This window comes from Lysobacter sp. Soil_C_59 (assembly GCF_057656415.1).
The window spans coordinates 18,541-43,463 of record NZ_JBDGKK010000007.1; the positions used below are offsets into that span (position 1 = coordinate 18,541).

At 67.9% G+C, this 24,923-nt stretch carries 25 protein-coding genes; 10 read left to right on the plus strand and 15 right to left on the minus strand.

Translation table 11 applies throughout. From position 1 onward, the window contains the following. Positions 1–79: 79 nt before the first annotated feature. Both AC3A3Q_RS13565 and ubiH read right to left on the minus strand, forming a co-directional pair. Entirely contained in the window at positions 80–1,279 is a 1,200-nt protein-coding gene (locus AC3A3Q_RS13565) for an FAD-dependent oxidoreductase (protein WP_487586749.1), read from the minus strand. After that, entirely contained in the window at positions 1,276–2,571 is a 1,296-nt protein-coding gene (gene ubiH / locus AC3A3Q_RS13570) for a 2-octaprenyl-6-methoxyphenyl hydroxylase (protein WP_487586750.1), read from the minus strand. The genes AC3A3Q_RS13565 and ubiH overlap by 4 nt, the downstream gene beginning before the upstream one ends. Before the next feature lie 53 nt (positions 2,572–2,624). Between ubiH and AC3A3Q_RS13575 the strand changes: the two genes are divergently transcribed. The 9 genes from AC3A3Q_RS13575 (at position 2,625) to AC3A3Q_RS13615 (ending at position 12,125) form a co-directional block, all read left to right on the plus strand. Then, on the plus strand, positions 2,625–3,206 hold the full coding sequence (locus AC3A3Q_RS13575) for a DUF6580 family putative transport protein (protein WP_487586751.1): 582 nt from the start codon (positions 2,625–2,627) through the stop codon (positions 3,204–3,206). 19 nt (positions 3,207–3,225) lie between these two features. Further along, on the plus strand, positions 3,226–3,780 hold the full coding sequence (locus tag AC3A3Q_RS13580; RefSeq protein ID WP_200606603.1) for a cob(I)yrinic acid a,c-diamide adenosyltransferase: 555 nt from the start codon (positions 3,226–3,228) through the stop codon (positions 3,778–3,780). A 27-nt stretch (positions 3,781–3,807) separates the two neighbouring features. Further along, positions 3,808–4,734 (plus strand): histone deacetylase family protein, encoded by a 927-nt coding sequence (locus AC3A3Q_RS13585; RefSeq protein WP_487586752.1) that lies wholly within the window; start codon positions 3,808–3,810, stop codon positions 4,732–4,734. 106 nt (positions 4,735–4,840) lie between these two features. Next, the gene (gene lptD, locus AC3A3Q_RS13590) at positions 4,841–7,306 is read left to right on the plus strand and encodes an LPS assembly protein LptD (RefSeq protein ID WP_487586753.1); all 2,466 of its coding nucleotides are present in this window, start codon (positions 4,841–4,843) and stop codon (positions 7,304–7,306) included. After that, entirely contained in the window at positions 7,303–8,664 is a 1,362-nt protein-coding gene (locus AC3A3Q_RS13595) for a peptidylprolyl isomerase (protein WP_487586754.1), read from the plus strand. The genes lptD and AC3A3Q_RS13595 overlap by 4 nt, the downstream gene beginning before the upstream one ends. 11 nt (positions 8,665–8,675) lie before the next feature. Further along, complete coding sequence (gene pdxA, locus AC3A3Q_RS13600; protein WP_487586755.1) at positions 8,676–9,716, plus strand: 4-hydroxythreonine-4-phosphate dehydrogenase PdxA; 1,041 nt, start codon at positions 8,676–8,678, stop codon at positions 9,714–9,716. Beyond that, complete coding sequence (gene rsmA, locus AC3A3Q_RS13605; RefSeq protein ID WP_487586756.1) at positions 9,713–10,522, plus strand: 16S rRNA (adenine(1518)-N(6)/adenine(1519)-N(6))-dimethyltransferase RsmA; 810 nt, start codon at positions 9,713–9,715, stop codon at positions 10,520–10,522. The genes pdxA and rsmA overlap by 4 nt, the downstream gene beginning before the upstream one ends. Before the next feature lie 193 nt (positions 10,523–10,715). Continuing rightward, on the plus strand, positions 10,716–11,099 hold the full coding sequence (gene apaG / locus AC3A3Q_RS13610; protein WP_158734096.1) for a Co2+/Mg2+ efflux protein ApaG: 384 nt from the start codon (positions 10,716–10,718) through the stop codon (positions 11,097–11,099). A 15-nt stretch (positions 11,100–11,114) separates the two neighbouring features. Next, positions 11,115–12,125 carry a symmetrical bis(5'-nucleosyl)-tetraphosphatase gene (locus AC3A3Q_RS13615; protein WP_487586757.1) on the plus strand — a complete coding sequence of 337 codons (1,011 nt, stop codon included), beginning with the start codon at positions 11,115–11,117 and terminating at the stop codon, positions 12,123–12,125. 78 nt (positions 12,126–12,203) lie between these two features. On the opposite strand, the gene AC3A3Q_RS13620 is transcribed toward AC3A3Q_RS13615, so the two are convergent. The 8 genes from AC3A3Q_RS13620 to AC3A3Q_RS13655 form a co-directional block, all read right to left on the minus strand. After that, positions 12,204–12,704 carry a dihydrofolate reductase gene (locus AC3A3Q_RS13620; RefSeq protein WP_487586758.1) on the minus strand — a complete coding sequence of 167 codons (501 nt, stop codon included), beginning with the start codon at positions 12,702–12,704 and terminating at the stop codon, positions 12,204–12,206. Between the two features lie 11 nt (positions 12,705–12,715). Beyond that, positions 12,716–13,510, minus strand: coding sequence for a thymidylate synthase (locus AC3A3Q_RS13625; protein WP_487586759.1), 795 nt, complete (start codon positions 13,508–13,510; stop codon positions 12,716–12,718). Between the two features lie 16 nt (positions 13,511–13,526). Continuing rightward, positions 13,527–14,405, minus strand: a complete 879-nt coding sequence (gene lgt, locus AC3A3Q_RS13630) for a prolipoprotein diacylglyceryl transferase (protein ID WP_487586760.1) — start codon at positions 14,403–14,405, stop codon at positions 13,527–13,529. A gap of 71 nt (positions 14,406–14,476) precedes the next feature. Then, entirely contained in the window at positions 14,477–14,965 is a 489-nt protein-coding gene (locus AC3A3Q_RS13635; protein ID WP_487586761.1) for a TPM domain-containing protein, read from the minus strand. A 1-nt stretch (position 14,966) separates the two neighbouring features. Continuing rightward, positions 14,967–15,860: a TPM domain-containing protein gene (locus tag AC3A3Q_RS13640; protein ID WP_487586869.1), complete on the minus strand. Its 894-nt coding sequence runs from the start codon at positions 15,858–15,860 to the stop codon at positions 14,967–14,969. 45 nt (positions 15,861–15,905) lie between these two features. Next, positions 15,906–16,547, minus strand: coding sequence for a LemA family protein (locus AC3A3Q_RS13645; protein WP_487586762.1), 642 nt, complete (start codon positions 16,545–16,547; stop codon positions 15,906–15,908). 389 nt (positions 16,548–16,936) lie between these two features. Continuing rightward, the gene (locus tag AC3A3Q_RS13650; RefSeq protein ID WP_487586763.1) at positions 16,937–17,674 is read right to left on the minus strand and encodes a TerC family protein; all 738 of its coding nucleotides are present in this window, start codon (positions 17,672–17,674) and stop codon (positions 16,937–16,939) included. 73 nt (positions 17,675–17,747) lie between these two features. Beyond that, a complete protein-coding gene (locus AC3A3Q_RS13655; RefSeq protein ID WP_200606617.1) occupies positions 17,748–18,128 on the minus strand; it encodes a diacylglycerol kinase in 381 nt (126 codons plus the stop codon). 331 nt (positions 18,129–18,459) lie between these two features. Between AC3A3Q_RS13655 and AC3A3Q_RS13660 the strand changes: the two genes are divergently transcribed. After that, positions 18,460–18,762 (plus strand): putative quinol monooxygenase, encoded by a 303-nt coding sequence (locus AC3A3Q_RS13660; protein ID WP_200606619.1) that lies wholly within the window; start codon positions 18,460–18,462, stop codon positions 18,760–18,762. Between the two features lie 147 nt (positions 18,763–18,909). Here the strand turns inward: AC3A3Q_RS13660 and AC3A3Q_RS13665 are convergent, their stop codons facing one another. From AC3A3Q_RS13665 to AC3A3Q_RS13685, 5 genes are all read right to left on the minus strand, one after another. Next, positions 18,910–19,896 carry an isoaspartyl peptidase/L-asparaginase family protein gene (locus tag AC3A3Q_RS13665; protein ID WP_487586870.1) on the minus strand — a complete coding sequence of 329 codons (987 nt, stop codon included), beginning with the start codon at positions 19,894–19,896 and terminating at the stop codon, positions 18,910–18,912. 110 nt (positions 19,897–20,006) lie between these two features. Then, complete coding sequence (locus tag AC3A3Q_RS13670) at positions 20,007–21,248, minus strand: ABC transporter permease (RefSeq protein WP_487586764.1); 1,242 nt, start codon at positions 21,246–21,248, stop codon at positions 20,007–20,009. Beyond that, the gene (locus tag AC3A3Q_RS13675; protein WP_487586765.1) at positions 21,245–21,955 is read right to left on the minus strand and encodes an ABC transporter ATP-binding protein; all 711 of its coding nucleotides are present in this window, start codon (positions 21,953–21,955) and stop codon (positions 21,245–21,247) included. Before AC3A3Q_RS13675 ends, AC3A3Q_RS13670 begins: the two co-directional genes overlap by 4 nt. Further along, a complete protein-coding gene (locus tag AC3A3Q_RS13680) occupies positions 21,952–23,526 on the minus strand; it encodes an efflux RND transporter periplasmic adaptor subunit (protein WP_487586766.1) in 1,575 nt (524 codons plus the stop codon). The genes AC3A3Q_RS13675 and AC3A3Q_RS13680 overlap by 4 nt, the downstream gene beginning before the upstream one ends. Positions 23,527–23,650: 124 nt before the next feature. After that, on the minus strand, positions 23,651–24,922 hold the full coding sequence (locus tag AC3A3Q_RS13685) for a sensor histidine kinase (protein ID WP_487586767.1): 1,272 nt from the start codon (positions 24,920–24,922) through the stop codon (positions 23,651–23,653). Position 24,923 lies beyond the last annotated feature (1 nt).

Genomic DNA, 24,923 nt, shown 5'->3' on the forward strand with positions numbered 1-24,923 from the left:
GCGTGCATGTAACGGGTATTGAGCTCGGGGGTATGCAAGCCATCCCTTCCCACGGACCGGGAAGGGGTGGCGGAGCCAGTCAAAGCCCCGCGGCGTGACGCCAGAAGGCATGCGTCAGCGGCGGCAGGCGCCCTGCAAGACCCAGCAGCGGCCCCCGCAACAGCGTCGGCAGCACTGCATCGTTCGAGAACAGACGGTTGATGCCGTCGAATGCATACGCCGATACGGCATTGGCGCTTCGCTGTTGCCGTGCCCAGCGCGCCAGTCGCTGCGGCGAACCAGGATCGATGCCGCGCTGGTGCGCATTCGCCACGATGGCACGCAGCGTCGTCACATCGCGCAGGCCGAGGTTGACGCCCTGGCCGGCCAGCGGATGCACGGCGTGCGCGGCGTCGCCAATCACCGCCAGGCGCCCGGCGGCCTGACTCTGCGCAAGCTGCAGGCGCAGTGGAAACGCCGCCCGCTTCGACACCGCGACCAGCTTGCCAAGTCGTCCGGCGAATGCCGCCTCCAGTTCGCCGAGGAATGTGTCCGGTTCAATCTGCAGCAGCCGCGCAGCCTCGTCGTCGGGCAAAGTCCAGACGATCGAACTGGTATGCGCGTCGCTGGCGAACGGAAGGAAGGCCAGCGGCCCGGTCGGCAGGAAACGCTGCCAGCACGTCGCCTGGTGCGGCAACTCGCTGCGGACGAAGGCAACCAGGCCGCGCTGGCCGTAGTCGTGCCGCTGTGCCTCGATGTCGGCCAGCGCCCGCAGTTTCGACTCGGCACCATCGGCTGCCACGACCAACCGCGCGCGCAACGACAGCCCGCTCTGCAATTCCACGCTTGCGCCCTGCTCGTCCTGCGCGAACGCGGTGACCGCATCGGGGCAATGCAGCTGCACGCCAGCGGCGGCCAATGCCTTCCACAGGCGATCGACCAGCAAGGCATGTTCGACGATCCAGCCCAGCTCGCGCCGGCCGAACGCATCGGCATCGAAGGCGAGCTCGCCACCGCCTGCCGCATCCCACACGCGCATCGCGCGATATGGTTGTGCGCGCGCATCACGCACGCCGGACCAGGCACCCAGGTCATCGAGCAGCGCGGCATTGTCCGGGGCGAATGCGTACACGCGCAGGTCGATGGCGTCCGAGTCGGTCGCTTCCGGCCGCCATGCCGGCGGTTCGCGCGCTTCGACCAGTGCCACGCGAAGGCCGTCGCGGGCAAACGCGAGTGCGGCCGCGGCGCCGACGACGCCGGCACCGACCACGATCACGTCAAGTCCACCGCGCCGGCTCATTGCGCCATCTCCCGGCAAAGTGCCGGCACGTCACCGCGATAGCCCATCGCGCCACCCACCAGGTAAGACTGCGCCGAAGGCAACCGGTCCACCGCGAACAACCCGAGGCTGCGCAGCGGCCGCAGCAGCCGCGCCTCGTTGGAACTCAGCCGGGCCAGGCCGTCGGAGAAACCGGTGGTGCGCTCGCGATCCTCGCGGCGGCGTTCGACATACGACGCGAGCAGCGCCGGCGCTCCGCAATCGGCGCCGGGATCGGCGCGGCGTGCGTGCTCGATGAGCTCGGCCAGGGTCAGCGCATCGCGCAGCCCGAGATTGAAACCCTGCGCGCCGATCGGATGGATGGTCTGCGCCGCATTGCCCATCAGCACCGCGCGCGTGGCAACGGTGCGCTGCGCCAGAACGCGTATCGCCAGGTGCGAACTGCGTGGACCACAGGCGAGCAAGCGCCCGGCGCGCCAGCCGAATGCGTCCTGCGCACGCGCCAGGAAGCCCGCCTCGTCCAGCGCAGCGACCTGCGCAGCGTGCTCGCTGGCAACGGCATGGATCAGGCCATAGTGACGATCGCCTCGCGGCAACAGCGCGGTCGGGCCGTCATCACCGAGCCGCTCGTAGGCGGTGCCGTCCGGCGGACGAGCCGCGCGCACGCGCGTGACGAACAGGGTCTGACCATAGTCGTGCTCGTCGATGCCGATGCCGAGTGCGTCGCGCACGCCGCTGCGGGTGCCGTCGGCGGCGACCAGCAACTGCGCACGCAGCACGCGCTCGCCATCGTTGTCGGCGACGTGCACGGCACAGGCGGCACCGTCGGTCGGGGCCAGGCCAAGGAAGCGGGTCGGCCGATACCGGCTCAGACGCGGCAGTTCCGCCAGGCGCGCTTCCAGCGCCTCGCCGAAATCACGCGCGACCACGACCCGGCCAAACTCGCTGCGACCGTATCTCCGGGCCTCCAGCAGGCTGCGGCCGAAGTCGCCGCGGCGGCTGATGTGGATGCGCTCGATCGCGCCGCTGGGCGCGCGCAGCTTCTGCAGCACGCCCAGTGCCGTCAGTGCGTTGACCGTGGCCTCGGCGAAGCTGAGGTTGCGCTCGTCGAACACCGCCGGCAGGGCGCCGGCCGGAGCCGCTTCGACCAGGCCTACGTCCAGGCCGATGCGCTCGAGCGCGATGGCCAGGCTGGCACCGACCAGGCCGCCACCGACGATGAGGACATCGTGAAGATCGGCCCCGGACCGACCGGGGGAACCGGTCGTGGCGGAGGATTCGGGGGCCGGGGAATTGGGGGGCAAAACTGGCATTGCGTTATGCTAGCGGTTCCTGAAGGCCGTTACCTTCCAAAGAATCCACCACGATGAATCGTCCTGCTTCCGAGAAATTGTTCGCACCCGGCCCGCTGGTCCTCGCCGGCATGATCGTGGTCGCCGCGCTCACCCGCCTGCTGCCGCACCCGCCGAACTTCTCGCCGGTCGAGGCCATGGCCCTGTTTGGCGGTGCGTATTTCGCCTCCAGGCGCTGGGCGTTCTTCGTGCCGCTGGCCGGCATGTTCATTTCCGACATCGCGCTGGCCGCGATCAACGGTGGCCTGTATTCGACCTGGTTCGGCAGCGCCGGCATCTGGGTGGTCTACCTGTGCGTGGCCCTCACCACGGCGCTGGGCCTGAACCTGCGCGGCCGTGTCAGCGGTTCGCGCGTGCTCGGCTATTCACTGGTCGGCTCGGTGCTGTTCTTCGTCGTCACCAACTTCGCTTCGTGGGCGTTCCAGGTGACCCCGATGTACCCGATGACCGCCGCCGGCCTCGGCGCGGCCTTCGTCGCCGGCATCCCGTTCTTCCAGTGGACCGTGCTGGGCACGCTGTTCTACGCCGCGCTGCTGTTCGGCGGCTTCGCCCTGCTGCGCCAGCGCGTTCCGGCGCTGCGGATGCAGACGGTCTGACCGGCGGTCTGCGGTAGTCGTGGGCAACCGCCTCAGCAAGATCTACACCCGCACCGGCGACGACGGCACGACCGGCCTGGGTGACGGCAGCCGCGTCGCCAAGGATTCGGCGCGCGTGGCGGCCTATGGCACGGTCGACGAGGCCAACTCCTGCATCGGCCTGGTCCTGGCGACCGACGTGCCCGAAGACATCCGTTCTTTGCTGACGACCGTACAGCACCAGATGTTCGACCTTGGCGGCGAGCTGTGCATCCCCGGCCACGCCGCCATCTTCGATGCCGACATCGATCGCCTCGAGCAGCAGCTCGATGCATTCAACGAGCCGCTGCCTCCGCTGAAGGATTTCATCCTGCCCGGCGGTGGCGAAGCCGCGGCGCGTTGCCATATCGCACGCACCGTCGTGCGCCGTGCCGAACGCGAGACCGTGGCGCTGTCGCGGCTGGAGCCGGTGCGGCCCGAAGCGGTGCGCTACCTCAATCGCCTCTCCGATCTGCTGTTCGTGCTCGCGCGCGTGCTGGCGCGTGCCAGTGGCCACGGCGAAGTGCTGTGGAACCACGAGCGCCGCAAGGCCTGAGCGCGCAGAAGTCGGAGCCGGGCTGACATGCGCGTCTACAGCCATACGGCCTGCACCTTTCACGATCCCGGCCCCGGCCACGCCGAGCGGCCGCTGCGGCTGGTCGCGGTGACCGAAGCGCTGCGCGAGAACTTCCCCGGACTGGACTGGCAGGAGGCGCCGCGCGCAAGCCGCGGGCAGTTGCTGCGCGTCCATGACGATGCATTGCTGGCGCTGGTGCTCGACACCGAGGTCGATGGACCGATGGCGCTCGATCCGGACACTGTGCTGGCACCGGGCTCGGCCGAAGCCGCGCTGCGGGCGGCAGGTGCGGGTATCGCTGCGGTTGACGCGGTGATGCACGGCGAAGTGCGGCGCGCGTTCTGCGCGGTCAGGCCACCCGGTCACCATGCCACCTCGATGGTGGCCATGGGCTTTTGTCTGTTCAACAACATCGCCGTGGCCGCCGCGCATGCCTGCGACAAGCACGGACTGGCGCGCGTGGCCGTGGTCGATTTCGACGTGCACCACGGCAACGGCACCCAGGCGATCTTCGATACCGATCCGCGGGTGATGTACCTGAGCTCGCACCAGATGCCGCTGTATCCGGACACCGGCTACGCCAACGAGCGTGGCGTGGGCAACATCGTCAACGCGCCGTTGCCGCCGGACTGCGGCAGTGACGGATTCCGCCGCGCCTGGCGCGAGCAGTTGCTGCCGGCCCTGGAGTCATTCCGCCCGCAGATGCTCTTCATTTCCGCCGGTTTCGACGGACACAAGCGCGACCCGCTCGCCCAACTGGAGCTGGAGACCGACGACTACGCCTGGATCACCCGCGAACTGGTGGCCATTGCCGACCGCCATGGCAATGGCCGGGTCGTGTCGATGCTCGAAGGCGGTTACGACCTGTCGGCATTGCGCGAATGCAGCGTGGCGCACGTGGGCGCCCTGTCCGAGGGCCCCACCGCGCCTTGACGCGGAAATGAACAAGGATGTGGGCATGATGGCCCTCGCGTTGCCCGCTTGCAGTGGATACGGCAAGCTAGCGACCCGTTTCCCCACGCCAAGCGACGGATCCCGAGTGCGCCAATCCCTACGCCTGCTCCCGTTGTCGCTGTGCATCGCGCTGGCCCTGCCCGCGCACGCCGCCGACGGCGACGGAGAAGACTGGGGCCTGTGCCCGATCGTGGACGCGGTGCCGTCCTTCGACGACGCGCCCGCTCCGATGGGCAACCTGGCCACGCGTGGCCAGGAACCGACCGACATCGACGGCGGCCAGCTCGAGCGTTCGGCCAACGAACAGGACATCGTCGTCCAGGACAACGTCAGGCTCAATCGGGGAGACCAGTTCCTCGGTACCGACAAGCTCAGTTACAACGAGGAAACCGGCAAGTACGTCGCCGACGGGCACGTGCGCTACCAGGACTCGGGCATGCGCGTCACCGCTTCGCGCGCCGAAGGCGACCAGACGGCTGACAAGCACCGCATCGAGGACGTCCAGTACCAGCTGACCCAGCGCCGCGGCAATGGCGGCGCCGACCGCATCGACCTCGACGGCGCCAAGGGCAGCCTGATCGGTTCGACCTATTCCACCTGCGCGCCCGACCAGCGTGCCTGGGAACTGCGCGCGCACCGGATCGACATCGACACCGCCGAAGGCATGGGCGTTGCGCGCAATGCGACGATCCGCATCGGCAAGGTGCCGGTGATGTACATGCCGTGGTTCATGTTTCCGGTCGACGAGCGCCGCCGCACCGGCCTGCTGTATCCGCAGCTTTCGTTGTCGGGACGCAATGGTTTCGACTGGAAACAGCCGATCTACCTCAACCTTGCCCCGAACTACGATGCCACGCTCTACCCGCGTTACATGAGCGACCGCGGCAGCCTGCTCGGCGCCGAGTTCCGCTGGCTGTATCCCAGCGGCAGGGGCGAGGTCTATGGCAACTGGATGCCGAAGGACGACCTGCCGGGCAACGAACCGGAGCGCTACCTCAACGACCTCAACGGCAACCCGATTCCGGGCGCCACGCTGCCCGAAGACAATCGTGGCCAGTTCGCGTTGACCGCCAGCCACAACTTCAACAGCACCTGGTACGCCAACACCAACCTGGGCTGGGTCAGCGACACGCACTACTTCGAGGACTTCAGCAGCAGCCTGTACGGCATCTCGAACTACACGATCCGCAGCGACATGGGCCTGTACGGACGCGGCCGCTACTGGGAAGCGCAGTTGATGGCCGACCACTACCAGCTGGCCGACTACACCCTGACCGATGCCAGCCTGGCGTTCGATCGACTGCCGCGCGCATATGCGCACTGGGCGCAGCCGGTTGTGGGCAACTGGCTGCACGCGGGCGTGGACACCGAACTGGTGCGCTTCGACCACACCGAGTTCCTCGGCGGCTCACGTTTTGACGTCAAGCCCTTCATCAGCATGCCGCTGGAAGGCGCCAGCTGGTTCATCCGACCCAAGCTGGCCTGGCGCTACACGGCCTATCAGATGGACGGCAACGGCGCCGAGCGGGAAGCCGAGTTTGTCCGCCGCTACGGCGGGACCGCCCCCGACCTCAGCGACAAAAACCAGACCCGCAGCCTGCCGATCACCTCGGTCGATGCCGGTGTCTACTTCGACCGCAACACCACGATCCGTGGCGACGGCTACCTCAATACGCTGGAACCGCGCATCTACTACCTGAACGTGCCCTACCGCGACCAGTCCGGCCTGTCGATCTACGACACCGGCGCGACCACGTTCAGTTGGGGCCAGCTGTTCCGCGACAACCGCTATACCGGCGCCGACCGCCAGGCCGATGCCAACCAGCTCACCGCCGCCCTGACCACGCGCCTGATCAGCGAGGAAACCGGCCAGGAACGCCTGGCGGCGAGCCTGGGCCAGATCTTCTACTTCGACGACAGCCGGGTCACCCTGCCCAACGAGGCACCGATCGAGCAGGGCAAGTCGGCCTGGATCGCCGACGCCAGCGTCAGCCCCAGCGACCGCTGGACGCTGTCGGGCACTTACATGTGGAACCCGAAATACCGCGCCGAAGACATGACCAGCTTCCGCGCCAGGTACATCTTCGACAACAACGGCGTGGTCAATTTCGGCTACCGCTACCGCCGCAACGCCAGCTTCCGCCCGGGCATCGATCCGCCCGAGAGCCAGGACCTGCTCGAACAGGCCGATTTCTCGTTCCTGTACCCGATCAACCGCACCTGGAGCGTGGTCGGACGCTACTACTATTCGATCCTCGACAAGAAGCAACTTGAGGCGATCGCCGGTGTCCAATGGGAAAGCTGCTGCCTGGCCGCCCGCCTGGTCGGCCGCCGCTACCTGCGAAATCGCGATGGTGAACTGGATACCCGGATCATGTTCGAGTTTGAACTCAAGGGCCTGGGCTCGGCCGGGCAGAACGTAGAGCGCGCCCTGCGCCGTGGTATCCTCGGTTACAACCGCGATGACCTCTATCTCGTGCCGCCAAGCTCCGCGGAGCGCCTGAATAACGGCGGCGGCCAAGTCGAATCAACTCCCGACCCGACCCTATGAAGAAACTATTCGCGTCCGCCCTTGCCGTCGCGGTGCTCACCGGCACCCTGCCGCTGGCGACCGCAACGGCCCAGGAGCCCACCGGCTCGGTCCAGCCCATCGACGGCATCGCCGCCGTGGTCGACGAGGACGTGATCCTCAAGACCGAGCTCGACCGCGCCGTCGCCAACATCCTCGGCCAGTACACCGGCCGCGAGGCGCAGTTGCCGCCGCGCGACGTGCTCGAGCGCCAGGTGCTGGAGCGCCTGGTCCTGGTGAAGTTGCAGGTTGCCCGCGCAGCCGGCACCGGCGTACGGGTCACCGACCAGGAAGTCGACCAGGCCATCGCCGGCATCGCCCAGCAGAACCGGGTCAGCCCGGAGCAGCTGCGCCAGCAGCTGGCCCGCGAAGGCACCTCCTACAACGATTTCCGCAGCTCGATCCGCGATGAACTGCTGATCCAGCGCCTGCGCCAGCGCTTCGCGCAGAGCCGGGTCACGGTCAGCGACTCGGAGATCGACGCCGCGATGGCCGCCCAGGCCAACAGCGGCAACCAGTACCACCTGGCCCACATCCTGGTGCAGCTGCCCGAAGGCGCCACCGCCGAGCAGATCGCCGTCGCCCAGAAGAAGATCGAGGGCGTAAAGGCCCTGATCGACAAGGGCGAGATGGACTTCGCCGCGGCCGCCGTGCGCTACTCCGACAGCCCCAACGCGCTGGAAGGCGGCGACCTGGGCTGGCGCAGCGTCGACGAGATTCCGCAGGCCTTTGCCTCGATGATGCGAAGCATGAACGCGGGCGATGTCACCGCGCCGATCCGCGGTCCCAGCGGCTTCCAGCTGGTCAAGCTGGTCGAGACCCGGGACGCCTCGCAGGCGGCGCCGGCGATGGTCACCCAGTACCAGGCCAGGCACATCCTGATTCGCGTGGACGACAAGACCGACGACGCCAAGGCCAAGGCCAAGGCGGCGACGCTGCAGGCCCGCCTGGCCGGCGGCGCCGACTTCGCCCTGCTGGCCCAGGAAAACTCCGAAGACCCGAGCTCGCGCGGCAAGGGTGGCGAGCTGGGCTGGTTCACCCGCGACGAATTCGGTCCCGACTTCGGCGCGGCGCTGGCCGGGCTGCAGCAGGGCCAGGTGTCCGCACCCGTGCGCACGCAGGCCGGCTGGCACCTGGTGAAGCTCGAGGGCACCCGCGAGACCAATGTGGGCGACAGCAACCGTCGCGCCCAGATCCAGGAAACCATCGGCCGTCGCAAGCTCGAGGACGAGTGGAACCGCTACCTGCGCGAGATGCGCGGCGAAGCCTTCGTTGACGTCCGCGTCGGCAAGGCCGCCGAGCCCGCCACCCCGGCCGCGGCGCCTGCCAGCGGCAGCTGAGTGATCCCGGGATGACCCCCGGGAACAACCACGTCCGGCTCGCCCTGGTCCCGGGCGAACCGGCAGGTGTCGGCCCCGAGTTGTGCGTGCGGCTGGCCCAGCGCCCGCGCGACTATTCCCTGACCGCCTTCGCCGATGCACGCAGCCTGCAGGCGGCCGCCGCCGCGTTGGGTTTGCCGCTGCAGTTGCTGCGCCCCGGCCAGCCGGCCCTCGGGCCCGGCGAACTGGCCCTGGTAGAAGTCGCCAATCCCGTCATCCCCGCGTTCGGCCATCCCGACCCGCGCAATGCGCAGGCGGTGATCAGCGCCCTGCTGCAGGCCGCGCAAGGCTGCCTGGATGGCTCATACGACGGCGTGGTCACCGGCCCCGTGCACAAGGCCGTGATCAACGAAGGCGGTATTGCCTACACGGGCACCACCGAACTGCTTGCGCAACAGGCCGGGCGCGAAGTGGTCATGATGCTGGCCAACGACATCGTCCGCGTCGCCCTGGTCACCACCCACCTGCCCTTGCGCGCGGTCGCCGATGCGATCAGCGCGCAGGCATTGAGCCACACCCTGCTGACCACCCATGCGGCACTGCGCGACGATTTCGGCATCGCCGAGCCGGTGATCGCGGTGCTGGGCCTGAACCCGCATGCCGGCGAAGCGGGCCACCTCGGCCGCGAGGAGCTGGACATCATCGAACCGGCCATCGCCGCGCTGCGCGCCCAGGGCCTGCGTCTGGTCGGCCCGTTGCCTGCCGATACCGCCTTCCTGCCGGCCAAGTTGCGCGGCTTCGACGCGGTGGTGGCGATGTACCACGACCAGGGATTGCCGGTGCTGAAATACAGTGGCTTCGAGCACGCGGTGAACCTCACCCTCGGCCTGCCCTATCCGCGCGTGGCGGTCGACCACGGCACCGCGCTGGAACTGGCGGGCCAGGGCGTGGCCGACCCTTCGAGCCTGATCGCCGCCGCCGATACCTGCGCCCGCATTGCCCGCGTCCGACGCAGCGCTTCGGGCCTGGGCACATCCTCTACGAGCACATCCTCCGAAGGCTCGCCCGCATGAGCACCCGCCACTTCACCGAGCCGGCCAAGAAACACCTCGGCCAGCATTTCCTGCACGATCGCCGGATCATCGACATGATCGTGCAGGCGGTCGACCCCAAGCCGGGCGATCGCCTGGTCGAGATCGGCCCCGGCCAGGGCGCCATCACGTTCCCGCTGCTCGACCGCCATGGCGAGCTGACGGTGATCGAGTTCGATCGCGACCTGATCTTCCCGCTGACCGAGGCCGCGCGCGCGCACGGCACGCTGGAAGTGATCCACCGCGACGTGCTCAGCGTCGATTTCAGCGCGATCGCGCGCAATAGCGGCGCCGGCGACGGGCAGATCCGACTGGTCGGCAACCTTCCCTACAACCTGTCCTCGCCGATCCTGTTCCATGCGCTGGACCATGCCTCGGCCATTCGCGACATGGTCTTCATGCTGCAGAAGGAAGTCGTCGACCGCATGGCTGCCGGGCCGGGCAGCAAGGTCTATGGGCGCCTGGGCGTGATGCTGCAGGCCTATTGCCACGTGACGCCGCTGTTCGACGTCCCGCCGGGCGCGTTCAAGCCACCGCCGAAGGTGGATTCGGCCGTGGTGCGCCTGGTGCCGCGTGCGCCGGAAACCATTGGCGTCGCCGATCCGGCGATGTTCACCGCGGTCGTGCGCGATGCGTTCGGACAGCGTCGCAAGACCCTGCGCAATGCGCTGTCGAAGCTGTGCGATGCGGCCGCGATCGAGGCTGTCGGCGTGCGCCCCGACGCTCGCGCCGAACAGATCGAGGTCGCCGATTTCGTGCGGCTGGCGAATTCGCTGAAGCGGGAATGAAGCGCGGGAGTGGGGAATGGGGAACGACAAGTGACATGACGGTGGAGTTGCGGGCCGGCGGACGAGCTCAATGGGCTGGAAGCCCAGTCGGCGGCCTCATTCCTGCGCTCCCCATTCCCCACTCCCGCGCTTCATTCCCGCCTTGCATACACAACGTTGACCAATTTTCGACGCCTCGCCCTACACTGTCGGCATGGAACGCAGTACCGATTACGCCGTCGACGTCTCCGTCGCCACCCGTTACCTCGATGACCAGTCCGAGCCTGGCCAGGACCGCTATGTCTTCGCCTACACGATCAGCATCCGCAATGCCGGCCGCGTGCCGGCACGCCTGCTGAGCCGGCGCTGGCTGATCACCGACAGCAACGGCAAGGTCCAGGAAGTCGAGGGTGAAGGCGTGGTCGGCGAACAGCCGTACCTGCGCCCCGGCGACGATTTCGAATACACCTCCGGTGCCGTGCTGGAAACCAGCCACGGCATGATGGAAGGCAGCTACCACATGCTCGCCGACGATGGCACGCAGTTCGATGCGCCGATTCCGGCCTTCAGCCTGTCCGTGCCGCGAACGTTGCACTGACCGGGCCCTCAGCACATGACCACCTGGGCCATCGGCGATCTGCAAGGCTGCTACGACGCGACCCAGCGCCTGCTGGAAAAGATCGCCTTCGACCCCGCGCGCGATCAACTCTGGTTCTGCGGCGACCTGGTCAACCGCGGCGGGCAGTCGCTGGAAACCCTGCGCCTGGTGCACTCGCTGCGCGCCAGCAGCGTGGTGGTGCTGGGCAACCATGACCTGTCGCTGCTGGCGATCGGCGAACGGCGCGAGGACGAGCAGCGCAAGGTCAACCAGGACCTGCAGCGCATCGTGCTGGCCGAAGACCGCGACGAGTTGCTGACCTGGCTGCGCATGCAGAAGCTGGTCCACGCCGACCGCAAGCTGGGCTGGATGATGGTCCACGCCGCGCTCGCGCCGCAGTGGTCCACGCAGATGGCCGAGCGCTTCGCCCGCGAGATCGAGGAGCGCCTGCACGGCGACCAGTTCCGCCGGCTGCTCAAGAACATGTACGGCGACAAGCCGGCCTGGCATCCCAAGCTGGCTGGCGTCGAACGCCATCGCGCGATCATCAACGTATTCACGCGCCTGCGTTACTGCACGCCGCGCGGCCGCATCTCGTTCGAGGACAAGGGCAGCCCCGGCACGCAGCCGGCCGGACTGTACCCGTGGTACGAAGTGCCCGGGCGCGTGGAGCGCGACCTCAAGATCGTCTGCGGCCACTGGTCGACGCTGGGACTGTTCATCGGCCATGGCGTCCACGCCATCGATACCGGTGCGGTGTGGGGCGGCAAGCTCACCGCGTTGCAGCTGGACACCGACGAGCTGCGCCTGGTCCAGGTCGCCGGGCGCGATGTTCCGGCGACGCCGCCGCGACCGCGTCCGCCGTATCACGCGGATGACCGCAATCGCCAACGCCAGCAGCGCCAGCAGCAGGGCGGACAGTCGCGTCAGGGTCAGCAGCGCGGCCAGGGCAACGGCGGGCAAGCGCGGCCGCGCCAGAACGAAACGGCTGCCCCATCACCACCTGTGGAAACCGATCAGGACTGAGCGCGACGGGTAGGAGCGAGCTTGCTCGCGATCAGGCCTTTCGGCGCTGGACACGCATGATCGCGAGCAAGCTCGCTCCTACGCGCGCAGGTAATCGACGAACTCGAACGCGCAGGCGTGTTTCGCATCCGCCTCATGCCGCTCGCGCGCCACGACACGCCACACCCCTTCATCGATCGCGGGGAAGAATGCATCGGCATCCTCGACCACCGTGTCGACCAGGGTCAGGTGCATCTGCGTTGCCTGTTGCAGGCATTGCGCATAGACCTCGCCACCACCGATCACGCAAAGCGCCGGCGCAGCCGCGGCCTGGGCGATGCGCATCGCCTCATCCAGCGACGCCACCGCCTGCATGCCTTCGAACGGCACCTGTCCCGAGCGCGTCAGCACCAGGTTGAGCCGACCGGGCAACGCGCGCCCGAGCGACTGCGCGGTCTTGCGCCCCATCAGTACCGGCTTGCCCAGCGTCAGCGCCTTGAAGCGCTTGAGGTCATCGGGCAGGCGCCACGGCAAGTCGTTGTCGCGACCGATGGCGCGATTGCGGTCGTGCGCGGCGATCAGGACCAGTTCTACTGTCATTACCGCCGACATCAGACCGCGACCGGCGCCTTGATCGCCGGCAGCGGGTCATAGTGCTCGATCGCGATGTCGTCGTACTGGAAGCCGAAGATGTCGCGCACATCCGGGTTGAGCCGCAGCGTCGGCAGCGCGCGCGGCGTGCGCGAGAGCTGCTCGCGCGCCTGCTCGAAATGGTTCGAGTACAGGTGCGCGTCACCCAGCGTGTGCACGAAATCGCCCACGCCCAGGCCACATACCTGCGCCACCATGTGCGTCAGCAGCGCGTAGCTGGCGATGTTGAACGGCACACCGAGGAAGATGTCGCCGCTGCGCTGGTACAGCTGGCAGCTGAGCTTGCCGTTGGCGACGTAGAACTGGAACATCGTGTGGCACGGCATCAACGCCATGCGCGGCAGGTCGGCGACATTCCATGCCGAGACGATCAGGCGGCGCGAGTCGGGATTGCGCTTGATCTCCTCGACCACCCAGCGGATCTGGTCGATCTCGATGCCGTCGGCACCGGCCCAGCGTCGCCACTGCTTGCCGTAGACCGGGCCCAATTCGCCATCGGCGTCGGCCCATTCGTCCCAGATGCTGACCTTGTTGTCCTTCAGGTAGGCGGTATTGGTTTCGCCCTGCAGGAACCACAGCAGTTCGTGCACGATCGAGCGCAGGTGCAGCTTCTTGGTGGTGACCAGCGGGAAGCCTTCGGCCAGGTCGAAGCGCATCTGCCAGCCGAACACGCTGCGCGTGCCGGTGCCGGTGCGGTCGGCCTTGTCGCTGCCGTGATCTAGGACGTGGCGCAGCAGGTCGAGGTATTGCTTCATTTCATCGGTCCTCTGCTCAGCCCGCGCTCGGCGGCACGGCCAGCGGCTGCAGCGTCGGCTGGCGACGCGACCACCACAGCCAGAACAGGCCCAGCGCGATCAGCGGCAGGCTCAGCACCTGCCCCATCGTCAGCCAGCCGAAAGCCAGATAACCGATCTGCTGGTCGGGCACGCGCACGAACTCGATCAGGAAGCGGAAGCAGCCATACAGCAGCGCGAACAGACCCGACACCGCATAGCGCGGACGCGGCTTGCTGGAGAACCACCACAGCGCCAGGAACATCACCAGCCCTTCGAGCAGGGCCTGGTAGAGCTGCGAGGGATGGCGCGCAAACCGTTCCAGCGCGCCGCTGGCGAACTGGCTGTGGATCTGCTCGCCGGTCCAGTTGCTGAATTCCGGCGCGCGCGGAAACACCACGCCCCAGCCGCCATCGGTGAACTTGCCCCACAACTCGCCGCCGATGTAGTTGCCCAGGCGGCCGAAACCCAGGCCCGGCGGCACCAGCGGCGCGATGAAGTCGACGGTGTCGAACAGATGCAGGCGATGCCGGCGCGACCACCACCAGGCCGCGGCGACGACGCCGAGCAGGCCGCCATGGAAACTCATGCCGCCTTCCCAGATGCGCAGCAGCATCAACGGATCGCGCAGCAGCTCATGGAAGGAATAGAAGAAGACGTAACCCAGGCGCCCGCCCAGCACGACGCCGAGCATCGCGTAGAACAGCAGGTCACCGTAGGCCTGTTCGCTGACGCCGGGCAGGCGCCCGGCGGCAATGCGGCGTCGACCCAGCCACCAGGCGGTGCCGAAGCCCAGCAGGTACATGATTCCGTACCAGTGCACCTGCAGCGGGCCGAGATGGAATGCGATCGGATCGATCTGGTGCAGGACGATCATGCGGCGGTACGGCTCCGGGCTTCTGGATGGAGGACGTGAAGCGTGGCGACTATTGTGCCCTCTCCGCCGCCCTAGAGGATGTACGGCAGGTCCGGCAGTTCGTTGCGGTCGTGCTGCCCCTCACCGCGCGGGAAATGCTCGACCAGCAGCGCCGAAAGCGCATCGATGCCGGCCATCACGCCAGCCTCCGCCTCGCCCGCCCGCAACCGCTCCTCGATCAGCTGGCACACGCCGCGCCACTGCTCGGCACTTACCCGGCCCTCGAAGCCGCGGTCGGCCACTATTTCGATGCGATGGTCGGCCAGCAGCAGATACAGCAGGACGCCGTTGTTGGCTTCGGTGTCCCACACGCGCAGCCGGGCGAACACTTCGGCGGCGTGCTCGCGCGCCTCCACGCCCGACATCACCTGGCGCGGATGCAGGCTCGGGTCGACGGCGAAGCAGATTTCGCCGGTATGGTCCAGTTCGCTGTCGGCGATGGCCTTGGCGATGCGCTGCAGGCTCTCGCCCGGGAACAGGCGCTTGGCCGAGGGTGGGAACAGGTGTTTGAACAGCCGCATGTCACCAGCTCCCGGAGGCGCCACCGCCTCCGCTCATGCCACCGCCACCGCCCCAGCCGCCACCGCCGCCGAAGCCCCCACCGCCACCACCAAACCCGCCACCACCGCCCCAGCCACCGAAGCCGCCATAGCCGCGGTCACGCGCGTAGCGTCCCGAAGGCAGGCTGGCCAGCCCCATGAAGAAACCGATTGCCGCACCGATGCCGCCGACCAGGAACATCGACGAGATCAGCCAGGCGATGCCGCCGGCGGCGCCGGCGCCGATGATGCCGCGCAGCAGCGATGGCGCCCGGCCGAAGATGCCGCGCGCGACCTGGGCGACGATGAAGGCGACGAACAACGCGAACAGCCAGCCGCCGCCACCGTTGCCGCGCCCGGTACGGTGCTCGGCCATCGGCGCTGGCAACGGCTCGCCGTCGATCAGCTTGACCAGCGCGCCGCTGGCATCGGTTATGCCGCCGGCATAGTCGCCGGCGCGGAATTTCGGCACCAGGTATTCCTGGATCACTCGCGCGGAAGTGGCATCGGGAATCGCGCCTTCCAGGCCGTAGCCGACTTCGATGCGCACGCGCCGGTCGTCCTTGGCGACCACCAGCAGGACGCCGTCGTCCACGCCCTTGCGTCCCACCTTCCACTGGTCGAAGGCGCGCACCGCGTACTGCGCGATGTCCTCCGGCATCGTGGTCGGCACCACCAGCACCTGCAGCTGGCTGCCCTTGCGCTGCTGCAATGCCAGCGCCTGTGCCTCGAGTTGCTGGCGGGTGGTCGCGTCGATCGTGCCGGTGGTGTCGACCACCGGCGAGGTCATCGCCGGGATCGGCGCCAGCTGCTGCGCCTGCACGGAGACGAGCGCGAACAGCAACCAGGTCGCGAAGCTCGCGACCGGCACCCGCATGCGCCGCCAGATCACGGCAATGCTCCGCTACGCCTCACGCCGGTCTCAGCCGTTGGCCGGTGCCGGCTGCTGCTGGGGCTGCTGCTGTTGCTGCGGCTGCGCCGGCTGGCCGAACTCGACCTTGGGCGCTTCCTGGATCTGCGCCTCGTTGTCGACCGAGAAGTTGGGCTTGGGCTTGTAGCCGAACATCATCGCGGTGAGGTTGGTCGGGAACTGGCGGATGTAGGTGTTGTAGTCCTGCACCGTGCCGATGTAACGCTGGCGCTCGACGGTGATGCGGTTCTCGGTGCCTTCCAGCTGGGCCTGCAGTTGCAGGAAGTTCTGGTCGGCCTTGAGCTGCGGGTAGTTCTCGCTGACGACCAGCAGGCGACCGATCGCGCTCTGCAGTTCGCCCTGGGCCTGCTGGAATTTCGCCAGCGACGCCGGATCGTCGGCATTGACGTTGATGCTGCCGACCTTCGAACGCGCCTCGGTGACCTGGGTCAGCACCTGCTGCTCGTGGCTGGCGTAGCCCTTCACGGTCGCGACGAGGTTGGGCACCAGGTCGGCGCGGCGCTTGTAGACGTTGAGCACCTGCGACCAGGCCGCCTTCACGGCCTCATCCTTCTGCTGGATGGTGTTGTATCCGCAGCCGCTGAGCGTGGCGGCCATGAGGACCAGGACAAGCGTTTGGATAAACCGGGTCATGACGCGCGACTCCTTCCGTGACGATGGCCGGCATTGCAGCATCTACGGGGGCGGCATGCAAACCAGCGAGGCGGAATAACGAACGCGTAACCAACGACGCCCGAAGCAACGTCCATGGATTCCCGCCTTCGCGGGGATGACAGGCGTGAGAGCAACGACGCTGGGTCCCCGAATTCGCGGGGATTACGGGCAAAAAGCCGCAGACCGGGCAACGAAATGCCGAAGCGTTGTCCGCCGGGACGGGGATTGCGCAGCAGCGGGACATGGATGTCCCGCGCCCCGCATCGGACAGGATGTCCGACTAAGGGGCGGAGCAATCCCCGGCCCGGCGGACGACGCCGCTCCGCAGCCAGGCAGCCCGTATCACACGAGCCGCAAGCCGCCAGCCACTACTCCGGCTGCAGGCGACGCTGCGCGCGTCGCTTCGCCCACAGGTTCAGGCACTCGACCAGCGCCGAGAAGCCCATCGCGCCGTAGATGTAACCCTTCGGGATGTGCATCTCGAAGCCGTCGGCGATCAGGTAGATACCGACCAGCACGATGAAGGCCAGCGCCAGCATCTTGATCGTCGGGTTGTGGTCGATGAAGTTGCCCAGCGGCTTGGACGCCAGCAGCATCACCGCCACCGCGAGCAGGATCGCCGCGACCATCACCGGCGTGTGGTTGGCCATGCCGACCGCGGCGATGACCGAGTCAAGCGAGAACACGATGTCGATCACCGCGATCTGCGCGATCACGCCCATGAACGAAGCGACCGGCTTGGTGTGGATGTCCTCGGCCTCGCCCTCGCCGACGACCAGGTCCTTGATCTCCATCGAACCCTTCACCAGCAGGAACGCGCCGCCGAGGATCAGCACCAGGTCGCGCACCGAGATGCCCTGGCCGAAGATGGTGAACAGATCGTGGGTGAGGCCGGCCAGCCAGGCCAGCGTCAGCAACAAGGCAATACGCGTGATGCAGGCCACGGCAATGCCGAACTTGCGTGCCTTCTCGCGCTGCGTGTAGGGCAGCTTGCTGACCGCGATCGAAATGAAGACGAGGTTGTCGATACCGAGCACGATCTCGATGGCGCTCAAGGTAACGAGGGTGATCCACACCTGCGGATCGGTCAGCAGCTCAACAATCACTTGCGGTTTCCTGCACTTTGGCTTTTAAGAATCTGGTCGGGATACCCGTGGCGAACGACCTGTCCGGCCGGGTTCACCACAGGCGGGGTACGACGATCGCACCCCAGGTCAGCAATACATTCATCATCAGCACGAACACCGCGGCCGAGCCCATGTCCTTGGCACGGCCCGCCAGCTCGTGGAACTCGGGACCGTAACGCTCGATCACCGCCTCCACCGCCGAATTGAGCAACTCGATGCTCAGCACCAGCAACATCGAACCGACCAGCAGCACGCGTTCCACCGCGGTCTGCCCCAGCCACCAGCCCAGCGGCGCCAGGACGACGAACAGGTACACCTCGAGCCGGAACGACGACTCGTGCAGCCAGGCCGCGCGCAGTCCCTGCATCGACCACCTGGCAGCCTTCAGGATGCGCGCGGGGCCGCGCGGCATGTGCCCAAACTCATCAGCCATGTCGGTCGCTCAGGTCGCAGGACGGGAAAGAAAAGCCAGCCTGGAAGGCCTGCGATCGGTCGGTGCACCTGCGCCACCCTGAGGGGACTCCGGCGGCTCGCACAAGTGCTGGGACTGCTCGAAGTTCGACATGGATGGGGTCTGTAAGGGGTACGAGGCGCGGCCCCGGGGGGCCGCGGCAGGGGGCCGATTTTGCCACAAGCCCCGTGCGCCTGCCCCGCGCAGGCATGAACGGAACCCGGTCATGCCCGCCTGACGCGTTTTTCGCGTGCCATTAGCGGCACCAACCCTAATCTGACGGACTCGCCGCTCGCCCCCACGGAGAACCGCCATGTCCCGTTGCGCTCTGCTGGCAAGGCTGGAGGCCAAACCCGGCAAGGAAGACCAGCTCGAGCAGTTCCTCCGCAGCGCGCTGCCTCTGGCAGAGGCCGAGCCGGGGACCCGGACCTGGTTCGCCCTCCGGTTTGGCCCCAGCAGCTTCGGCATCTACGACACGTTCGACACCGAAGCCGGACGCCAGGCGCACCTCGACGGGCCGATCGCGGCCGCACTGATGGCGCGCGCGGACGAGCTGCTGTCACAGCCGCCGCAGATCGACCGGGTCGACCTGCTGGCGAGCAAGCTGCCGCACTGACCCCCTCTCCCTGGCGCTTCGCGCCTGTCCCTCTCCCGCAAGGGGAGAGGGCAACGCGGATGCTTCGAAGGCTGCTGCAATTCCCTCTCCCCTTGTGGGAGAGGGACAGTCCGCCGCAGGCGGACAGGGAGAGGGGAGAGGGGTGTCTCACTCCCCTTCGTGGATCGCCGTACCGCGGCTACCGTCCGTCCTGATCCAGCCGCGGAACATGCTGCCGCTGTTGAACGGCATGGCGATGTTGCCCTGGCGATCCATGGCGATGGCACCACCGTCGCCGCCGGCGGCGGGAACGATCCGGTTCACCACTTCCTCCGCCGCCGCCTGCAAGGAATCGCCGCGGTAAGCCACGCGTGCGCAGATGTCGTGCGCGACCGCGTTGCGGATGTAGTACTCGCCCCACCCCGTGCCGGACACGCCGCAACCCTCGTCGGCCCAGGTGCCTGCGCCGATGATCGGCGCATCGCCGACGCGGCCCCACTTCTTGTTGGTCATGCCGCCGGTGCTGGTGGCGGCAGCGATGTGGCCCTGCGCATCGAGCGCGACCGCGCCGACGGTGCCGAAATAGGTCGGCGCATCGTCTAGCGAGCGGCTGGCCTCGCGCTTGCCCTTGGCGGCTTCCTCGCGCTGCGCCTTCTCGAGCTGCTGGCGCCGCTTGTCGGTGTCGAACCAGTTGTTGGGCACGCGCTCGATTTCAGGACGGGTGTCGGCGAACGCCTCGGCGCCGGCGCCGGCGAGCATCACGTGCGCGCTGTGCTCCATGACAGTGCGCGCGAGCTTGATCGGGTTCTTGATCGTGGTGACACCGGCCACCGAGCCGGCGCGACGCGTATGCCCTTCCATGATCGCGGCGTCGAGTTCATGGCCACCCTTGGCATTGAACACCGCGCCCTTGCCGGCATTGAACTGCGGCGCGTCCTCCAGCACGACCACCACCGCGGTGACCGCGTCGAGTGCACTGCCACCACGCTTGAGCACGGCATTGCCGGCATCGAGCGCGCGATTGAGGGCGGCGTGGTAGGCGCGACGCTCCTCTTCGGTGATCGAGTCCTTCGGCACGAAGCCGGCACCGCCATGGATGACCAGTGCGGTCTTCGGCGCGGCGGGCTGGTCGGCGGCGTGGGCGTTGACGGTCATGGCAGACAGTGCGAGCAACGGGAGCGAGATCAGGATCGGCAGGCGCATGGGTCGAGGTCCGGCGAGGAAGCCAGAGCATAGCGCCGAACCCCCACCGCCATCCCGGGCCGCTACTGCTGCCGCAATGCCTCGATCGGATCCAGCTGCGAGGCCTTGCGCGCCGGGTAATAGCCGAAGAACAACCCCGTCATGATCGAGAAGCTCGCCGCCAGCGCGATCACCTGCCCGCTCAACGCCACCGGCAAGTCACTGAATTTGCCCACCAGCAATGCCCCGACGATGCCGATCGCGATCCCCAGCGCGCCACCGATCAGCGAGATCAGCATCGCCTCGGCCAGGAACTGCCGGCGCACGTCCGACGGACCGGCGCCCACCGCCATGCGCAGGCCGATTTCGCGGATGCGCTCGGTCACCGACACCAGCATGATGTTCATGATGCCGATGCCGCCGACGATCAGCGAGATCGTCGCAACCGCACCCAGCAGCAGCGACATCAACCGCGTCGTCGCCGTGCGCGTGGCGACGATCTCGGAGATGTTGCGTACGTTGAAGTCATCGTCCTCGCCTGGCTTGATGCGATGACGCTGGCGCAGCAGTGCCTCCACTTCGCCCTGGGCGTAGCTCAGGTCCTTGGCGTCGGCCACCGTCAACGCAATCTGCGTCACCGCGCCAGCCGGCAGCCCCATCGCGCCCATCAGGCGACGGCGCGCGGTCTGCAGCGGCACCATCACCACGTCGTCCTGGTCCTGGCCGAAACCGCCCTGGCCCTTGGGCTTCAGCGTGGCGACCACGGTGAACGGCACCCGGCCCAGGCGAATGGTCTGGCCGACGCCGGGTTCATCGCCGAACAGCGTGCGCCGCACCGTTTCGCCCAGGATCACCACCTTGCCGGCGCTGGTGTAGTCCTGCGCGTCGAACCCTTCGCCGTTGGCGATGGCCCAGCCGTTGATGTCGAAGAAGTCCGGCTGCACGCCCTGCCAGCTGGTCGAGGCATTGTTCTCCGCGTACACGACCTGGGTGTTGCCGCGCAGCGCGCCGGCGACGTACTGCACTTCCGGGATCTCGCTGCGGATCGCCTCGACGTCACCTTCGTTGAGGGTGAAGAAGCTCGAAGCACTCATGCGCGCGCCACCGCCGCCCGGGCCGCGGCCGGCACCGGAGCTGATGTCCAGACGCTGCGAACCCAGGCCCGACACCATCTTGTCGATCTCGGCCTGCGTGCCCTGCCCCACCGAGACCATCACGATCACCGCGGCAATGCCGATGATCACGCCCAGCGACGTCAGCGCGCTGCGCATCCAGTTGCCGCGCAGCGCGTAGATGGCGGTGCGCAGGATGTCGGAGAAGTTCATGCCGCGTCCTCCTGCGCATGCAGCTCGCCGTCGCGCATGACGTAGATGCGGTCGGCGTGCGCGGCGACTTCGGCGTCGTGGGTGATCAGCACGACGGTGTGGTTGTCATCGCGCAGGCGCTTGAACAGCGCCAGGATCTCCTCGCCCGTCTTGCTGTCGAGCGCGCCGGTGGGCTCGTCAGCCAGCAGGATCGGCGGCTGGTTGATCAGCGCGCGCGCGATCGCGACGCGTTGTTGCTGGCCACCGGACAGCTCGCTGGGGCGATGGCCGACGCGCTCGCCCAGGCCGACCGCGACCAGCGCGGCACGGGCACGCTCGAGGCGCTCATGCGGTGGCACCTGCGCGTAGCCCAGCGGCATCGCCACGTTCTCCAGCGCGCTCATCCGCGGCAACAGGTTGAAGCCCTGGAAGACGAAACCGATCTTGTCCCGGCGCAGCACCGCGAGTTCTTCGGCGTCGAGCGTGGAGACATCCACACCGTCGCATTCGTACGAGCCGGCGCTGGGTGTGTCGAGGCAGCCGATCAGGTTCATCAGCGTCGACTTGCCCGACCCCGACGGCCCCATGATCGCGACGAACTCGCCGCGATCGATGCGCATGTCGACATCACGCAGGGCCTGCACTTCGGCCTCGGTGTGCGCCGAGTAGGTCTTGCACAGCCCGCGCGTGAGGATCACCGCCGGCGTTGCCGCAGCGTCGGCGCTCATTGCTGCGCCCGCTCGCCGGTCACCACCAGGTCGCCCTGCTTGAGCCCGCCGCCGGACACTTCGGTGCTGCTGCCATCGCTGGCGCCGATGCGCACCATCAGCATTTCCGGTTTGCCGCCGGCCAGGCGGTACAGCGGTGCGCGCTTGGCGTTGAGCAACCCTGCCAGTGCGCCGTCCCACTTCGCCTTCTGCGTGTCGTCGAGGCTGTTGCGGAACTGGGCGAAATCCTCGCGGAAGCGGTCGGCCATGCGCTGGCGCATCTGCGCCTGCATGTTGCCGCCACCACTTCCGCCAGCGGTCACGACCATGCCGCCACCGCCGGGCCCACGACCGCCGCCACCGCCGCCGAACAGGCGGTTGCCGCCACCGGACTGCGCTGCCTGTGCCTGCCGTGCGGCCTGGCGTTCGCGCACCGCGGTGACGGCGGCATCGAACGCCGCCTGTTGCGAGGCATTGAGCTTGAGCGTCGCCGCGGTGCGCGTGAGGTCGTCGATCACGCCGCTGCCGCCCTGGCGGTTCGGCTGCGGTGCGGCCGTCGTGGCGCCGGCACCGGCGGCATCGTCGGCCGGCTTGAAGCGCAGCGCGGCATTGGACACCTTGAGCACGTTGTCGCGGCGGCTGACTTCGATCTCGGCATTGACGGTGAGGCCGGGCAGCAGCGTGCCGTCGCTGTTGTCGACGGTCACCACCACCGGATAGGTCACCACGTTATTGGTCGTCGTCGCCGACAGGCGCACCTGCTCGACGGTGCCGCGGAACTGGCGATCGGGGAACGCATCGACGGTGAACGACACGCCCTGGCCGGTGCGGACCTGGCCGATGTCGGCCTCGTCCACGGCCAGTTCGATCTTCATCTTCGCCAGGTCCTCGGCGATCTTGAACAGTTCCGGCGCCTGCAGGCTGGCGGCCACGGTCTGGCCCGGCTCGATGCTGCGCGTAAGCACGACGCCGTCGACCGGCGAGCGGATCACGGTGCGGTCGAGGTTGACCTGGGTGGTTTCGGTGGACGCGGCCTGCTGCTGGATCGAGGCCTTCGCGGCGTTGACCTGCGCGCGCGCCTGGTCGAGTGCGGCCCGGGCGAGGTCGACGTCGCTGCGCGCGACCAGCTGGCGCGTGCCGAGGTCGGCCTTGCGTCGGTAGTCGAGCTCGGCATTGACCAGCGTCGCCTGCGCCTGCGACAGCGCGGCGCGGGCATTGGCGACCTGCGCATTGCCCTGGGCGATCTGTGCCTGGTAGGTCTTCGGGTCGATGCGGGCGATGACCTGGCCGCGTTTGACCTGGTCGTTGAAGTCGACCAGCACGTCGGTGACCTGGCCGGAAATCTGGCTGCCCACGGTCACGGTCGAGATCGCGCTGAGCGTGCCGGTCGATGATATGGCGACGCGGATGTCACCGCGTTCGACCGGCGCGGTGCGGTAGGCGCCGGTGGCGGCCTCGGCATCGCGCTGGCGGAAGTACCAGTAGCCACCACCGGCAAGCGCCAGCACGACGGCAGCGGCGATGCCGCGACGGATCCACACGTTTGACTTGCGGGAGTTCGGCGACTGGACGGACTTGCGGGCTGCGCTCATTTGGCTCGATTCATGGGTTATGCCGGCACCAACGCCTGGAGTGGCGTTGCGTTGACAGCGCCTGTGCCGATTGGTTCAGCGCATTGTCACCCCTGGCCGGTCGTTGCGCCCTGTCGCCAGACGGTTACTGGAACCGGATCACCGCCGTCGTGCCCTGCCCCGGCTCGCTGGCCAGGCTCACCGGCCAGCCGAAGCGTTCGCCCAGCCTGCGCACGATCGACAGGCCCATGCCCTTGCCGTCGCTTTCGGCAAACTCGGCGCGGAAGAACGGATCGAAGGCCTTGGCCAGCACTTCCGGCGACATGCCGATGCCGCTGTCGCGGATCACCACGCGATCGGGCATCACCCGCACTTCGATCTGGCCGCTACCGGTGAAACGCACCGCGTTGCTCAGCAGGTTGCCGACCATGACCCGCAGCACGTGCGGCGGCGCGACCAGTCGCGGGCCACCCTCGTCATGGAACAGCACTTCCACCGGTCGGCCGGTCAGCATCGGCCGGATCCGCTCGACTTCGCTGGCGACGATGTCGCGCACCTCGAACTCCTCACTCTGCGGCGCCACGTCGGCTTCGCGGGCGAGGATCAGGAAGGCCTCGATCACCGACTCCATGTCGCGACCGGCCTGCTGCACGCGCGCCAGCGAGCGCTTCGCGCGCGGGCTTGTTTCCGGGTCGGCCAGCATCAGGTCGCTCGCCACGCGAATCACGGTGAGGGGCGTGCGCAGCTCGTGACTGGCATCGCGGGTGAAGTTGCGTTCGCGGCGGACGAAATCGCTGACGCGCTCGGAAAGTCCGGTCAGCGCCTTCGACAGTTTGCGCACCTCGTCGCTGGCATCGGCCGGCAATCGCGCCGGCGCGATCGCGCTGGCATCGGGGTCGCGCGGATCCCAGTGCGCGACCTGGTTGGCCAGCCAGCTCACCGGCGTGACCAGCCGCTTGGAGGTCCGGTAGGTCAACCAGATCAGCACGCCGCTGGTGACCAGCGACAGCAGCAGCGAGACCAGGCCGGTCATCAGCACCGACTGGTCGGCCATCCATGCCGAGAACACCAGGTACAGCGTTCCCTGCGGGCGGCGGTCGACGTAGACCAGGCTGCGGCTGTCGGGCAGCCGCTGCACGCCCGGACCCAGCCCGTGCAGTTCGGCCGGCAGCTTCGGATTGGCCTGGCCCGGAATCACCACGTAGCCGGACATCGTCGAACTGCTGGGCAGCCGATGGTTCGGATCGACCGCGTACGCCTTCCAGAACGCCTGCGCTTCCTGGCGGACGCGCTGCTCGATGACTTCCTGCCGCACGATCACGCCGGCGAGCAGGATGCCCACCGTGATCACGATGCTGCCGATCAAGGCCTGCGTCAGGAACGCAAGCTTGATCCTGCGCGGAAGTCCGTGCCGCATG

What these genes read in the sequence shown, in the direction of transcription:
- AC3A3Q_RS13565 (WP_487586749.1), bottom strand. Translation starts at nt 1,279, where the DNA reads ATGAGCCGGCGCGGTGGACTTGACGTGATCGTGGTCGGTGCCGGCGTC.
- ubiH (WP_487586750.1), bottom strand. Translation starts at nt 2,571, where the DNA reads ATGCCAGTTTTGCCCCCCAATTCCCCGGCCCCCGAATCCTCCGCCACG.
- AC3A3Q_RS13575 (WP_487586751.1), top strand. Translation starts at nt 2,625, where the DNA reads ATGAATCGTCCTGCTTCCGAGAAATTGTTCGCACCCGGCCCGCTGGTC.
- AC3A3Q_RS13585 (WP_487586752.1), top strand. Translation starts at nt 3,808, where the DNA reads ATGCGCGTCTACAGCCATACGGCCTGCACCTTTCACGATCCCGGCCCC.
- AC3A3Q_RS13595 (WP_487586754.1), top strand. Translation starts at nt 7,303, where the DNA reads ATGAAGAAACTATTCGCGTCCGCCCTTGCCGTCGCGGTGCTCACCGGC.
- pdxA (WP_487586755.1), top strand. Translation starts at nt 8,676, where the DNA reads ATGACCCCCGGGAACAACCACGTCCGGCTCGCCCTGGTCCCGGGCGAA.
- rsmA (WP_487586756.1), top strand. Translation starts at nt 9,713, where the DNA reads ATGAGCACCCGCCACTTCACCGAGCCGGCCAAGAAACACCTCGGCCAG.
- apaG (WP_158734096.1), top strand. Translation starts at nt 10,716, where the DNA reads ATGGAACGCAGTACCGATTACGCCGTCGACGTCTCCGTCGCCACCCGT.
- AC3A3Q_RS13615 (WP_487586757.1), top strand. Translation starts at nt 11,115, where the DNA reads ATGACCACCTGGGCCATCGGCGATCTGCAAGGCTGCTACGACGCGACC.
- AC3A3Q_RS13620 (WP_487586758.1), bottom strand. Translation starts at nt 12,704, where the DNA reads ATGACAGTAGAACTGGTCCTGATCGCCGCGCACGACCGCAATCGCGCC.
- AC3A3Q_RS13625 (WP_487586759.1), bottom strand. Translation starts at nt 13,510, where the DNA reads ATGAAGCAATACCTCGACCTGCTGCGCCACGTCCTAGATCACGGCAGC.
- lgt (WP_487586760.1), bottom strand. Translation starts at nt 14,405, where the DNA reads ATGATCGTCCTGCACCAGATCGATCCGATCGCATTCCATCTCGGCCCG.
- AC3A3Q_RS13635 (WP_487586761.1), bottom strand. Translation starts at nt 14,965, where the DNA reads ATGCGGCTGTTCAAACACCTGTTCCCACCCTCGGCCAAGCGCCTGTTC.
- AC3A3Q_RS13640 (WP_487586869.1), bottom strand. Translation starts at nt 15,860, where the DNA reads ATGCGGGTGCCGGTCGCGAGCTTCGCGACCTGGTTGCTGTTCGCGCTC.
- AC3A3Q_RS13645 (WP_487586762.1), bottom strand. Translation starts at nt 16,547, where the DNA reads ATGACCCGGTTTATCCAAACGCTTGTCCTGGTCCTCATGGCCGCCACG.
- AC3A3Q_RS13655 (WP_200606617.1), bottom strand. Translation starts at nt 18,128, where the DNA reads ATGGCTGATGAGTTTGGGCACATGCCGCGCGGCCCCGCGCGCATCCTG.
- AC3A3Q_RS13660 (WP_200606619.1), top strand. Translation starts at nt 18,460, where the DNA reads ATGTCCCGTTGCGCTCTGCTGGCAAGGCTGGAGGCCAAACCCGGCAAG.
- AC3A3Q_RS13665 (WP_487586870.1), bottom strand. Translation starts at nt 19,896, where the DNA reads ATGACCGTCAACGCCCACGCCGCCGACCAGCCCGCCGCGCCGAAGACC.
- AC3A3Q_RS13670 (WP_487586764.1), bottom strand. Translation starts at nt 21,248, where the DNA reads ATGAACTTCTCCGACATCCTGCGCACCGCCATCTACGCGCTGCGCGGC.
- AC3A3Q_RS13675 (WP_487586765.1), bottom strand. Translation starts at nt 21,955, where the DNA reads ATGAGCGCCGACGCTGCGGCAACGCCGGCGGTGATCCTCACGCGCGGG.
- AC3A3Q_RS13680 (WP_487586766.1), bottom strand. Translation starts at nt 23,526, where the DNA reads ATGAGCGCAGCCCGCAAGTCCGTCCAGTCGCCGAACTCCCGCAAGTCA.
- AC3A3Q_RS13685 (WP_487586767.1), bottom strand. Translation starts at nt 24,922, where the DNA reads ATGCGGCACGGACTTCCGCGCAGGATCAAGCTTGCGTTCCTGACGCAG.